The following is an 11,713-nucleotide window of genomic DNA, read 5'->3' as shown; positions in this document are numbered from 1 at the left end:
CGAGCAAGTCTACACCCCTCGACGGGGCAGGACAAAACTCAGCAGAAACAATGCGGCCGCCGTGACCACAATCGACGGCCCCGCGGGGGTGTCCTTGAACCAGGACAACGCCAGCCCGCCACAGACCGCGAGTATGCCCAGCAGGCTTGCACCCAGCGCCATCTGCTCCGGGGAACGGGCGTGACGTTGAGCCGCAGCCGCCGGGATGATCAGCAGCGAAGTGATCAGCAACACCCCGACGATCTTCATCGCCACCGCGATCACCACCGCGATCAACAGCATCAGCGCCAGGCGCAACGACGCCACCGGCAAGCCTTCGACCCTGGCCAGCTCCTCGTGCACGGTGATCGCCAGCAACGGCCGCCACAGGGCCACCAACAGCAGCAGGACCGCGGCGCTGCCGCCGAGAATCCACGCCAGGTCGCCGGGGCTGATCGCCAGCAGATCGCCGAACAGATAGGCCATCAGGTCGATCCGCACGTCATGCATGAAGCTTAGTACCACCAGCCCGAGGGAGAGCGTACTGGGGGCGAGAATCCCCAGCAGCGTATCGGAAGCCAGCGGCTGGCGTTGTTGCAGGGTGACCAGCAGCACCGCCAGCAACAGACAGCCGACGGTCACCGCCACCGCCGGGCTGACATCCAGCAGAAAGCCCAGGGCCACGCCGAGCAAGGCGGCGTGGGACAGGGTGTCGCCGAAATAGGCCATGCGCCGCCAGACCACGAACGATCCCAGGGGACCTGCCACCAGCGCTAGCGCCAGGCCTGCGAGCAGGGCGTAGAACAGAAAATCAGCCATGCTTGCAGCTATCTCCGTGAACATGAACGTGACCGGCCGCGGCCCCGGTGACGACCGAGCCGTGCAGGTCGTGGGCGTGGTCGTGATGGTGGTGGTAGATCGCCAGGCTCGGCGCGTTCTGGCCGAACAGCTCGACGAAGGCCGGGTCGCCGCTGACCTGTTCCGGGTGGCCGGAGCAGCACACGTGGCGATTGAGGCAGACCACCTGGTCGGTGGTGCTCATCACCAGGTGCAGGTCGTGGGAGACCATCAGCACACCGCAGCCGTGGCGATCGCGCAAACGGGTGATCAGGCTGTACAGCTCGGCCTGGCCGGCGACGTCCACGCCTTGTACCGGCTCGTCCAGTACCAGCAGTTCCGGCTCGCGCAGCAGGGCGCGGGCCAGCAGCACACGCTGCATCTCGCCGCCGGAAATGCTCTGCACCGGGCTGTCGATCACCTGTTCGGCGCCGACTTCGTTCAGCGCGGCCAAGGCTGTCGCGCGGTCCACGCCGGGCACCAGGCGCAGGAAACGCAACACCGACAACGGCAAGGTCGGATCGACGTGCAGCTTCTGCGGCATATAGCCAACCCGCAGCTTCGGCTTGCGCCAGACGCTGCCGCTGTCGGGCTTGAGCAGGCCGAGCACGGCGCGCACCAGGGTGGTCTTGCCGGCGCCATTGGGGCCGATCAGGGTGACGATCTGTCCTGGTTCGACACTGAGCTGGATGTTGTCCAGCACGCTCTGCCCGGCAAAGGTCACCGCGACCTGGTCGAGGCGGATCAAGGCAGTGCTCATCAAGCCCCCTGGCAACCCGAGCAGAGGCCGACCACTTCAACGGTCTGGCCTTCGACGACAAAGCCGACATCGCGGGCGCTGCTGATGATCGCGTCGCTGATGGATTTCTGTTCAAGCTCGATGGCGGCGTGGCAGACGCGGCAGATCAGGAACTGGCCCTGGTGCGCGTGTTCCGGGTGGTTGCAGCCGACGAAGGCGTTGAGCGAGGCGATGCGGTGCACCAAGCCGTTTTCCAGGAGGAAATCCAGGGCGCGGTACACGGTTGGCGGCGCGGCGCGACGACCGTCCTGTTCGCTGAGCACGGCGAGGATGTCGTAGGCACCCAGTGGCTTGTGGCTTTGCCAGACCAGCTCCAGCACCCGCCGACGCAGGGCGGTCAGGCGCAGGCCTTGGCGCGCGCACAGGGCATCGGCCTCGGACAGCGCGCTGTGCACGCAGTGAGAGTGGTCGTGGGGGCGACTGGCGAGGGGGGTTTTAGGCATGAGCGGCGACGATAATTGTGAGAGACGTTATTATGTTACCCGTTCTCGCCTCTTCGAGTGGTCATCGTGTCCCGACTTTTTGCCCTTTTTGTCGCTTTTACCGCCAGTTTGTTCGTGATCAGCTCGGCCCAGGCCGAGGTCCGGGTCCTGACCAGCATCAAACCCCTGCAATTGATCGCCGCCGCCGTCCAGGATGGCATCGCCGTGCCCGAGGTTCTGCTGCCGCCGGGTGCCTCGCCGCACAACTATGCGCTGCGCCCTTCCGACGTGCGCAAAGTGCAGTCGGTGGAGTTACTGTACTGGATCGGCCCGGACATGGAGAGCTTCCTGCCGCGGGTGCTCAAGGGCCGCACGTTGCCATCGCTGGCGGTGCAGGACCTACCAGGCCTGAAACTCCGTCATTTCGCCGAAGATAACCACTCGCACGCTGAAGAAGCCGACGAACATGATCACGATCATCGTCCGGGCAGCCTCGATGCGCACTTGTGGCTGTCGCCGGTCAACGCGCGGGTCATCGCCGACCGCATGGCGGCCGACCTGAGCGCCGCGGACCCGGCCAACGCCGCGCGTTACCAGAGCAACGCCAAGGCTTTCGACGCACGCCTGGATGCCCTGGATGCCCGTTTGAAAACCCGCCTGGCGCCAATCGCCGGCAAGCCTTACTTCGTCTTCCACGAAGCCTTCGATTATTTCGAAGACGCTTATGGCCTCAAGCACGCGGGCGTGTTCAGCGTCGCGGCCGAGGTGCAGCCAGGCGCGCAGCATGTAGCGGCGATGCGCATGCGCTTGCAGGAAGTCGGCAAGACCTGTGTCTTCAGCGAGCCGCCATTGCGCCCGCGCCTGGCCGAAACCCTGGTGGCGGGCTTGCCGGTGAAGCTGGCGGAGCTCGATGCGCTGGGCGGCTACACCCCGGCCTCCGCGCAGGGGTACGAGCAGGTGTTGGAGAAGCTGGGCAACGATCTGGCGGGTTGCCTGGAATCGTTGTAAAGGCGGTTGACGCTATCGCGGGCAAGCCTCGCTCCTACAGGGGATCGTAGGTGCGAGGCTTGCCCGCGATGCTTTCAGATGGCGAACGGCAATGGCGTGCTGACCTGCTGGCGCTGGGCCAGGCGCAGCTGGAACTCCATCGGGTCGTGAATCAGCACGTCCTGTCCGGCGAAGGACTCGGCGGCGATCAGGCGTGACAGCCAGAAGCGCACGCAGGCCACCCGCAGCATGGTTGGCCACAGCTCGGCCTCGGCGGTGGTGAACGGGCGCAGGGTCGCGTAGGCGCCCAGCAGGGCCCGGGCGCGCGAGCCGTCGAGCAGGCCGTCGGCGTCGGAACACCAGTCGTTCAGGGCAATCGCCACGTCATACAGCATCGGCCCGGAGCAGGCGTTGTAGAAGTCGATCAGCCCGGTCAGGTGCGTGCCTTCGAACATCGCGTTGTCGCGGAACAGGTCGGCGTGGATATTGGCCCGTGGCAGCGCGAGGATCTTCACCTTCTGTTCGGCGATTTCATCCAGCGCCCGCTGCAGCAGATCCCGCGCCTGCGGATCGAGATGCGAGAGCATCTGCGAGCCTTCTTCCTGCATCCAGTCCAGGCCACGATCGGTCTTGCGCTTGATCATGTTGTCCTTGGTCGCCAGGTGCAGGTGAGCGAGCAGCTCGCCGACCTGCGCGCAATGCTGGGCATTGGCTTGCTTGATGTGCTTGCCGGCCAGGCGCGGCTGCAGCAGCGCCGGCTTGCCGGCCAACTCGCGCAGGGCCACGCCGTCGGTGGTGCGCAGGGCGTAAGGCACCGGCAGGTCGGCGTCGTGCAGCACGTCCAGCAGTTCGATGAAGAACGGCATTTCCTGGACCGGGCCGCGCTCGACCAGGGTCAGGACGAACTCGCCCTGTTCCAGGCTGATGAAGAAGTTGGTGTTTTCGCTACCAGCGGCAATCCCCTGGAAGTCAAGCAGGCGGCCGAGCCCGTAAGGGGCGAGAAAGGTTTCCAGCTCGGGCCGAGCCAGGGGAGTAAACACAGACATGGTTAAAAACTGCCAGTACGGGCGCCGCTGTCGAGCCAGCGCCGGTTGAAGTTAGGAGTGGTTTACCACTCGAAAATTTTCCACGCCGGAATCAGCATATCCGGCTGGTCCGAACGAATGAAGTTGCCATCGGAACCGTCGGCGCGTACCAGAAAGTAGGGTTTGCCAACCTTCGGCGTGACCTTGATGGCGTACAGGAAACCGTTCTGGCGGTACTCCTGGATGGTCTTGTCGCCTTCCGTGCGAATGGTCACTTCCGGATCCGCCGATGGCGCATCTTCCGCCGCAATCACGGCCATCGGCGCGATTGCAATCAGGCTGGCCAGCAGCAAGCGATTTAGTGTGCGCATGATAACCTTGTCCCTTTGTCGTCAACGGTCCCGCTATTCTAGCGCCGGACCCGCCGAAAAGGTTGATCCTGCTCATGAGCCAAGCCCCCCTCGTCCTGGTGGACGGTTCGTCCTACCTGTACCGCGCCTTCCACGCGCTGCCACCTTTGACCACTTCCAAAGGCATGCCGACCGGTGCGGTCAAGGGCGTGCTGAACATGCTCAAGAGTCTGCGCAAACAGTACCCGGACAGTCCGTTCGCCGTGGTGTTCGACGCCAAGGGCGGGACCTTCCGCGATGACATGTACGCCCAGTACAAGGCCAATCGCCCGAGCATGCCCGACGACATGCGGGTGCAGATCGAGCCGTTGCACGCCAGCGTGATCGCCCTGGGCTTTCCGCTGCTGTGCGTCGAGGGCGTCGAGGCGGACGACGTGATCGGCACCCTGGCCCGCAGCAGCGCGGCGGCCGACCGGCCGGTGGTGATCTCCACTGGCGACAAGGACATGGCGCAGCTGGTGGATGGGCACATTACGCTGGTCAACACCATGTCCGGTAGCAGCATGGACGTGGAGGGCGTGAAGGAGAAATTCGGCGTCGCTCCCGAGCAGATCATCGATTACCTGGCGCTGATGGGCGACTCCTCCGACAACATTCCGGGTGTGCCGGGCATCGGCCCGAAGACCGCTTCCGGCCTGTTGGTGGGGGTCAACGGTGGTCTGAACGAGCTGTATGCCCAGCTCGATATCGTCCCGAGCCTGCCGATTCGTGGGGCCAAGACCCTGCCGGCCAAGCTCGCAGAGCACAAGGAGATGGCTTTCCTCTCCTATCAGTTGGCGACCATCAAGGTCGATGTGCCGCTGGACATCGGCCTGGACGACCTGCACCTGGGCGAACCGGACCGCGACAAACTGCTCGAGCTGTACAGCCTGCTGGAGTTCAAGAGCTGGCTCGACGAGCTGCAGCGCGATGCCAAGCGCCTGGAGCTGAGTGTCGCCGCCTCTGAGCCGGTGGCTGACTTGTTGACTCAGGTCGAAGTCGAGATCGAAGTGCCGGTGGTTGTCGAAGCGCAGTACGAAACCATCCTCGATCAGGCGCGTTTCGATGTCTGGCTGGAGAAACTGAAGAACGCCAAGCTGTTCGCCTTCGATACCGAAACCACCGGTATCGACGCCCAGCAGGCGCAGCTTGTGGGGTTGTCCTTCGCCGTGCAGGCCAACGAAGCGGCTTATATTCCGCTGACCCACTCTTATATCGATGTGCCGGAACAACTGGATCGCGACACCGTCCTGCGGGCCCTGAAGCCGATTCTCGAAGATCCGAACAAGCTTAAGGTCGGCCAGCACGCCAAGTTCGACATGAACATCCTGGCCAACTGCGCCATCGGCGGCGATCAGGCCAATGGCATCACGGTGCGCGGGGTCGCCTTCGACACCATGCTCGAGTCCTATGTGCTCAATTCCACGGCTACCCGGCACGACATGGACAGCCTGGCGGAGAAATACCTGGGCCACACCACCGTGAGCTTCCAGGACATCGCCGGCAAGGGCGCCAAGCAGCTGACGTTCGACCAGATCGCCCTCGAGCAGGCCGGGCCTTATGCGGCGGAAGACGCCGATGTGACCCTGCGTCTGCATCAGGTCCTGCATGAAAAACTGGCTGCGATCCCGAGCCTGGCCAGCGTGCTCAGCGATATCGAAATGCCCGTGGTGCCGGTACTGGCGCGGATCGAGCGCCAGGGAGCGCTGGTGGATGCCGACCTGCTGCGTGTGCAGAGCATCGAACTCGGCGACAAGATGGTGGAGCTGGAGCGTGAAGCCTTCGAGATCGCTGGCGAAGAATTCAACCTCGGCTCGCCCAAGCAACTGGGGGTGATTCTCTATGACAAGCTCGGCCTGCCGGTGCTGAAGAAAACCGCCAAAGGCCAGCCGTCCACTGCTGAAGAAGTGCTGGCCAAGCTGGCCGAGGACGACTACCCGCTGCCCAAGGTGCTGATGCAGTACCGCTCCATGAGCAAGCTCAAGAGCACCTACACCGACCGCCTGCCGGAGCAGATCAACCCGCGTACCGGGCGGATCCACACCTCCTACCATCAGGCGGTCGCGTCTACCGGGCGTTTGTCTTCCAGCGATCCGAACCTGCAGAACATCCCGGTGCGCACCGCCGAAGGCCGGCGTATCCGCCAGGCCTTTATCGCGCCGCCTGGCTACAAGCTGCTGGCGGCTGACTATTCGCAGATCGAACTGCGGATCATGGCGCACCTGTCCCGCGACGAAGGGCTGCTGAATGCCTTCCGCAATAACCTCGACGTGCACACGGCAACCGCGGCCGAAGTATTCAAGGTCGAGCTCAAGGACGTCAGTTCCGATCAGCGCCGCAGCGCCAAGGCGATCAACTTCGGCCTGATCTACGGCATGGGCGCGCAGAAACTCGGCAAGGACATCGGCGTCGATACCAAGACCGCCAAGGCCTATATCGACACCTACTTCGCCCGCTATCCCGGCGTGCGCGAATACATGGATCGCACCCGCGCCCAGGCTGCGGAACAGGGTTATGTGGAAACCCTGTTCGGGCGCCGCCTGTACCTGCCGGAGATCAACTCCAACAAGCCGCAGGAACGCGCCGGCGCCGAACGTACGGCGATCAACGCGCCGATGCAGGGCACGGCGGCCGACATCATCAAAAAGGCCATGGTGGCGGTGGATAACTGGCTGGCGACCTCAGGCCTGGATGCCAAAGTCATCCTGCAGGTGCACGATGAACTGGTGCTGGAAGTGCGCGAAGACTTGGTGGACCAGGTAAGCGAGGAGATTCGCGGCTACATGAGCAAGGCCGCGACCCTGGATGTGCCGCTGCTGGTCGAGGTCGGGGTGGGCAGTAACTGGGATGAGGCGCACTGAGGCGAGAACGCAGCACTTTGGCCGCGGCATAGTGCCGCGGCGAAGGCTGGCGAAGGCTGGCGAAGAGCTATTAGTGCGGAAAATTTCATCGACTATTGCCAATAGTTTTTGAAACCTCCCGGAACTTAATCGGCGAAAGCCCACTCAGAGTATCTGAATGGCTGGTGAAGCCCTTCGATGCTCCTATGTTGTGTTAAGTGTTGGCAGATATCTGGACCCCGCCCTAGCGGTCCGGAACTTGGACCCCGAACTTCCCCTCCCCATACGAAGTCCGGGGTTTTTTTTTGCCCTAAAACTGCCTGTGGCGCGATCATGCTGCGTTAAAAGCGCGGCCCGAAATGCTCATTTACAGCCAGTAAACTCCGCTTTCGAGCCGCGCTTTTGCCTTGCCTGATCACTCCACAGACAGTTTTATCTATGTCTTTCAGACTTCGATTTCGGCGCCTTTGTCTGCCAGTTCCATCCAGCTCGCCAGTACAGTGTAGGCCTCTTCCAGGCCCATGCGTTTTGGCGCCGAGAACAGTTGGATGGTGACGTTGTCGCCCCAGCCTTTACGGATTTGCGACTGCACCTTGAGCAGGGTGTTCTTGGCCGCGCCGTAGGTCAGTTTGTCGGCCTTGGTCAGCAGGATATGCATCGGCATGCCGCTGGCGACGGCCCAGTCGAGCATCAGCAGGTCGAAGTCGGTCATCGGATGGCGGATGTCCATCATCAGAATCAACCCCTTCAGGCTCTCGCGGCTGCCCAGGTAGGCTTCCAGGTGACGCTGCCAGTGCTGCTTGAGCGGGATCGGTACTTTCGCGTAACCGTAGCCCGGCAGGTCGACCAGACGGCGATCGTCGTCTAGCTTGAAGAAGTTCAACAGCTGCGTGCGGCCCGGGGTTTTCGAGGTGCGTGCCAGGCTGGCATGGGTCAGGGTATTCAGGGCGCTGGATTTGCCGGCGTTGGAACGCCCGGCGAAGGCCACTTCGAAGCCTTCGTCGTCGGGGCATTGATCGACTTTGGCGGCGCTGAGCATGAAAGTGGACTGTTGGCACAGACCAAGAATGGGGTTTTTCAGTTGCATGGGATTTCCGATAGGGGCGGTGCCGAGAATGGACGCGGCGAGCGGTGTCGTTTCCGTTTCAGTAACGCCAGTATATAATGCCGCAGATTTTGTGTGCGCTTTGTCCCAGCGTAGGATGAAGTTCACGAGAGCGATAGACCTTGATTGCGCATTAGAACGCAGCACGCTCTCAACCCTGAAAAGGTCGTTTTATGACGAAATGGCTGCTGGCTGCCGGCGTCCTGATACCGCTTTACAGCGCTCAGGCTACACAGGATCCGGAAGCTGTGTACAACCGTGTTTGTGGGGCTTGTCATTCCGGCCAACTACCAACGGCTCCCCGCAAGGGGGACCAGGGAGCTTGGGCGCCGAGGCTGGCGCAAGGTATGGAGACGCTGGTGCAACACGTGACCCAGGGTTTCAAGGCGATGCCGCCGCGTGGTTTGTGCATGGACTGCAGTGCCGAGGATTACCGAGCCATCATCCTTTGGATGAGCGAGTGATCCCGGTCCATAACTCTTAACCCTTAGCCGTAGTTGGATTAGCTGATGAACAAATTACTCGTGAGTCTGCTGTTGACCTTGGGCATCACAGGTGTCGCCCATGCTGCAGGCGACGCTGCTGCCGGTCAGGCGAAAGCCGCCGTATGTGGTGCTTGCCATGGTCCGGATGGGAACAGCATGGCGCCTAACTTTCCAAAGCTGGCGGGTCAGGGTGAGCGTTACCTGAACAAGCAGTTGCACGACATCAAGTCCGGCAAGCGCCAGGTGCTGGAAATGACCGGCCTGCTGACCAACCTGAGCGATCAGGACCTGGCCGACCTCTCCGCCTACTTCGCCAGCCAGAAAGGCAGCGTCGGCGCGGCAGACCCGAAAGTCGTGGCTCGCGGTGAAGAATTGTTCCGTGGCGGCAAGCTGGATCAAGGCATGCCTTCCTGCACCGGTTGCCACTCGCCAAATGGCACGGGTAACGCCGCCGCCGGCTTCCCGCACCTGGGTGGCCAGCACGCTCAGTACGTAGCCAAGCAGTTGACCGACTTCCGCGAAGGCAACCGCACCAACGACGGCGACACCATGATCATGCGCAGCATCGCCGCCAAGCTGAGCAACAAGGACATCGAAGCAGTATCCAGCTACATCCAGGGCCTGCACTGAGGCCGGCGATCATGTTGCGAAAGGGTCTATCTTGCGCAACGTTAATGATCGATTAATCTGTCGATGAAAGCATAAAGGGTGGCTCAGGCCGCCCTTTTTTATGGCGTCTGCCGCTACACTAGCGAACTCAAGCCCCGCCATGACCTGTCTGCGAACAGGCCGCGCGAGGCGACCTTACTTGTTCAGGAGTAAAGCATGCGTAATCTGATTCTCAGCGCCGCTCTCGTCACTGCCAGCCTGTTTGGCATGACCGCTCAAGCCGCCGAACCCCTTGAAGCCGGTAAACAATACGTAGAGCTGAGCAGCGCCGTTCCGGTTGCGGTGCCTGGCAAGATCGAAGTGGTCGAGCTGTTCTGGTATGGCTGCCCGCACTGCTACGCCTTCGAGCCGACCATCAACCCATGGGCTGAAAAACTGCCGGCCGACGTCAACTTCGTACGCATCCCGGCCATGTTCGGCGGTATCTGGAACGTTCACGGCCAACTGTTCATCACCCTGGAAGCCATGGGTGTCGAGCACAAGGTCCACAAAGCCGTATTCGAAGCCATCCATGGCGGCAAGAAACTCGCTTCCCCAGAGGAAATGGCCGAGTTCCTGGCCGGCGAAGGCGTCGACAAGGACAAGTTCCTGAGCACCTACAACTCGTTCGCCGTCAAAGGCAAGGTCGAGGACGCGAAGAAGAAGGCCCAGGCCTATCAGATCTCCGGCGTACCGACCATGGTCGTCAATGGCAAGTACCGCTTCGACCTGGGCACCGCCGGTGGTCCTGAAGGTGCCCTGAGCGTCGCCGACCAGCTGATCGCCAAAGAGCGGGCGGCCAAGTAAGCGAGCCCCTGCCATGCGACGTTGGGGTACGGAACGCATCGTTGGCCTGCATGACCCGCGGGTCAACGAGCACCATGTGGCGTCCTCCGGCCTGCCGGCAGACAGCCGTCTGCGGCTGCTCAGTTTCAATATCCAGGTCGGTATCAGTACCGAACGTTACCGGCATTACCTGACCCGTGGCTGGCAGCACCTGCTGCCGCACAACGGGCGCGCCGACAACCTGCAAAGGATCGGCGATCTGCTGGGCGACTTCGATCTGGTCGCCCTGCAGGAAGCCGATGGCGGCAGCCTGCGCTCGGGCTACGTCAATCAGGTCGAGCACCTGGCCCAGCTCGGCGCCTTCCCCTACTGGTACCAACAACTCAATCGCAACCTCGGTCGCCTGGCCCAGCACAGCAATGGTGTGCTCAGCCGCCTGCGACCCTGGGCGATCGAAGATCATCCGCTGCCAGGCCCCAAGGGGCGTGGTGCGATCCTTCTGCGCTTCGGCGATGGTCCCGAGGCGTTGGTGGTGGTGATGATGCACCTGGCCCTGGGCGCCCGTACGCGCACCCGGCAGCTGGCCTACATCCGCGAGATGATCGGCGGCTACAAGCATCAGGTGCTGATGGGGGACATGAACACCCATGCCAGCGATCTGCTGGAGCACTCGCCGTTGCGCGATCTCGGTCTGCTGGCGCCGCAATTGGAAGCGACGTTCCCCAGCTGGCGCCCGCAACGCTGTCTTGATCATATTTTGCTCAGCTCCAGCCTGACGCTGGAGCGGGTCGAAGTCCTGGCCCAACCGATTTCCGATCACCTGCCGGTCGCGGTAGAGATTCGTCTGCCGGGTTCGCTCACGGCCGATGCATTGCCCGCGCTGAGTCCTGCCCCTCGCGGAACCCATGAATGAGCGACGACGCCCAGCGCTGGAAAGAGAAATACCTCAAAAGTATCGAACAACAGGAAAAACTCGAGCGACGCTGGAATGCCCGCCTCGACCTGCTTCGCCGTGGCCTGGTGCGCAGCACGCTGGCGGCCGAAGGGACTGATCGCGCCGTCGACCAGTGCATGAAGGAAATGCGCGAGGTGGTGCGCACCGACGATATGGACGCGGCCTTGGCGGCCCTGTTGCCACGCCTGGAAAAAGCCGTGCTGGATTCCGAGCAGCGTCGCGAGACGCGCATCGAGCAAATGAGCACGGCCCTGACTTCGCTGGTCAGCCAGTTGCAGAAGCTGCCGTTGCCCCGCGAGGTGAGTCGGCCGCTGAAAAACTTCGCCAAGCAGCTGGATGGTCGCGTCGGCCAGGCCCGGGAAATCCCACTGTTGCTGGGCGAACTGAGCGGCCTGCAAGGCAAAGCGCTGAGCCAGTTGGAGAGCCCCCCGGAGCCGAGCCGCCCAGGTTTGCTGC

The 11,713-nt window shown here is 62.6% G+C and carries 12 protein-coding genes and 1 pseudogene; 7 read left to right on the top strand and 6 right to left on the bottom strand.

What is annotated here, in order from left to right:
• Positions 1-9: 9 nt before the first annotated feature.
• From znuB to zur, 3 genes are read right to left on the bottom strand one after another with little or no spacing between them, the layout of a single operon-like run.
• The gene (gene znuB / locus DK261_RS02000) at positions 10-798 is read right to left on the bottom strand and encodes a zinc ABC transporter permease subunit ZnuB (protein ID WP_009046274.1); all 789 of its coding nucleotides are present in this window, start codon (positions 796-798) and stop codon (positions 10-12) included.
• Positions 791-1,576: a zinc ABC transporter ATP-binding protein ZnuC gene (gene znuC, locus DK261_RS01995; RefSeq protein WP_009046275.1), complete on the bottom strand. Its 786-nt coding sequence runs from the start codon at positions 1,574-1,576 to the stop codon at positions 791-793. The genes znuB and znuC overlap by 8 nt, the downstream gene beginning before the upstream one ends.
• The gene (gene zur / locus DK261_RS01990) at positions 1,576-2,058 is read right to left on the bottom strand and encodes a zinc uptake transcriptional repressor Zur (protein WP_007924301.1); all 483 of its coding nucleotides are present in this window, start codon (positions 2,056-2,058) and stop codon (positions 1,576-1,578) included. Before zur ends, znuC begins: the two co-directional genes overlap by 1 nt.
• A 57-nt stretch (positions 2,059-2,115) precedes the next feature.
• Between zur and DK261_RS01985 the strand changes: the two genes are divergently transcribed.
• Positions 2,116-3,045 (top strand): zinc ABC transporter substrate-binding protein ZnuA, encoded by a 930-nt coding sequence (locus tag DK261_RS01985; protein ID WP_028683572.1) that lies wholly within the window; start codon positions 2,116-2,118, stop codon positions 3,043-3,045.
• 74 nt (positions 3,046-3,119) lie between these two features.
• Here the strand turns inward: DK261_RS01985 and DK261_RS01980 are convergent, their stop codons facing one another.
• Together DK261_RS01980 and DK261_RS01975 are read right to left on the bottom strand one after the other, a co-directional pair.
• Positions 3,120-4,070, bottom strand: a complete 951-nt coding sequence (locus tag DK261_RS01980; RefSeq protein ID WP_016703912.1) for a homoserine kinase — start codon at positions 4,068-4,070, stop codon at positions 3,120-3,122.
• 62 nt (positions 4,071-4,132) lie between these two features.
• Entirely contained in the window at positions 4,133-4,420 is a 288-nt protein-coding gene (locus DK261_RS01975; RefSeq protein ID WP_007924295.1) for a DUF2782 domain-containing protein, read from the bottom strand.
• Between the two features lie 74 nt (positions 4,421-4,494).
• Here DK261_RS01975 and polA point away from each other — a divergent pair, with 74 nt between their 5' ends.
• Positions 4,495-7,299: a DNA polymerase I gene (gene polA, locus DK261_RS01970; protein ID WP_110175217.1), complete on the top strand. Its 2,805-nt coding sequence runs from the start codon at positions 4,495-4,497 to the stop codon at positions 7,297-7,299.
• Positions 7,300-7,723: 424 nt separating this feature from the next.
• Here the strand turns inward: polA and yihA are convergent, their stop codons facing one another.
• The gene (yihA, locus tag DK261_RS01965) at positions 7,724-8,365 is read right to left on the bottom strand and encodes a ribosome biogenesis GTP-binding protein YihA/YsxC (RefSeq protein WP_009046280.1); all 642 of its coding nucleotides are present in this window, start codon (positions 8,363-8,365) and stop codon (positions 7,724-7,726) included.
• A 191-nt stretch (positions 8,366-8,556) separates the two neighbouring features.
• Here yihA and DK261_RS01960 point away from each other — a divergent pair, with 191 nt between their 5' ends.
• The 5 genes and pseudogenes from DK261_RS01960 to DK261_RS33285 all read left to right on the top strand — a co-directional run.
• Positions 8,557-8,847 (top strand): cytochrome c5 family protein, encoded by a 291-nt coding sequence (locus tag DK261_RS01960; RefSeq protein WP_009041528.1) that lies wholly within the window; start codon positions 8,557-8,559, stop codon positions 8,845-8,847.
• 45 nt (positions 8,848-8,892) lie between these two features.
• On the top strand, positions 8,893-9,498 hold the full coding sequence (locus tag DK261_RS01955) for a cytochrome c (RefSeq protein WP_009041529.1): 606 nt from the start codon (positions 8,893-8,895) through the stop codon (positions 9,496-9,498).
• A 195-nt stretch (positions 9,499-9,693) separates the two neighbouring features.
• Positions 9,694-10,323: a thiol:disulfide interchange protein DsbA/DsbL gene (locus tag DK261_RS01950; RefSeq protein WP_009041530.1), complete on the top strand. Its 630-nt coding sequence runs from the start codon at positions 9,694-9,696 to the stop codon at positions 10,321-10,323.
• Between the two features lie 13 nt (positions 10,324-10,336).
• Positions 10,337-11,215, top strand: a complete 879-nt coding sequence (locus DK261_RS01945; protein ID WP_009046282.1) for an endonuclease/exonuclease/phosphatase family protein — start codon at positions 10,337-10,339, stop codon at positions 11,213-11,215.
• Positions 11,212-11,713 (top strand): annotated as a pseudogene (locus tag DK261_RS33285) (hypothetical protein); the annotation flags it as partial. The gene DK261_RS01945 and the pseudogene DK261_RS33285, both read left to right, overlap by 4 nt.

It is taken from the genome of Pseudomonas sp. RW409 (assembly GCF_003184125.1).
Lineage (GTDB): Bacteria > Pseudomonadota > Gammaproteobacteria > Pseudomonadales > Pseudomonadaceae > Aquipseudomonas > Aquipseudomonas chlororaphis_I.
Note: the sequence above shows the minus strand (reverse complement) of the source record. Positions and strands in the feature narration are given on the sequence as shown.

Bases quoted from the DNA above. Each gene is read 5' to 3' on its own strand.
- znuB (WP_009046274.1), bottom strand. From the start codon at position 798: ATGGCTGATTTTCTGTTCTACGCCCTGCTCGCAGGCCTGGCGCTAGCG.
- znuC (WP_009046275.1), bottom strand. From the start codon at position 1,576: ATGAGCACTGCCTTGATCCGCCTCGACCAGGTCGCGGTGACCTTTGCC.
- zur (WP_007924301.1), bottom strand. From the start codon at position 2,058: ATGCCTAAAACCCCCCTCGCCAGTCGCCCCCACGACCACTCTCACTGC.
- DK261_RS01980 (WP_016703912.1), bottom strand. From the start codon at position 4,070: ATGTCTGTGTTTACTCCCCTGGCTCGGCCCGAGCTGGAAACCTTTCTC.
- DK261_RS01975 (WP_007924295.1), bottom strand. From the start codon at position 4,420: ATGCGCACACTAAATCGCTTGCTGCTGGCCAGCCTGATTGCAATCGCG.
- polA (WP_110175217.1), top strand. From the start codon at position 4,495: ATGAGCCAAGCCCCCCTCGTCCTGGTGGACGGTTCGTCCTACCTGTAC.
- yihA (WP_009046280.1), bottom strand. From the start codon at position 8,365: ATGCAACTGAAAAACCCCATTCTTGGTCTGTGCCAACAGTCCACTTTC.
- DK261_RS01960 (WP_009041528.1), top strand. From the start codon at position 8,557: ATGACGAAATGGCTGCTGGCTGCCGGCGTCCTGATACCGCTTTACAGC.
- DK261_RS01955 (WP_009041529.1), top strand. From the start codon at position 8,893: ATGAACAAATTACTCGTGAGTCTGCTGTTGACCTTGGGCATCACAGGT.
- DK261_RS01950 (WP_009041530.1), top strand. From the start codon at position 9,694: ATGCGTAATCTGATTCTCAGCGCCGCTCTCGTCACTGCCAGCCTGTTT.
- DK261_RS01945 (WP_009046282.1), top strand. From the start codon at position 10,337: ATGCGACGTTGGGGTACGGAACGCATCGTTGGCCTGCATGACCCGCGG.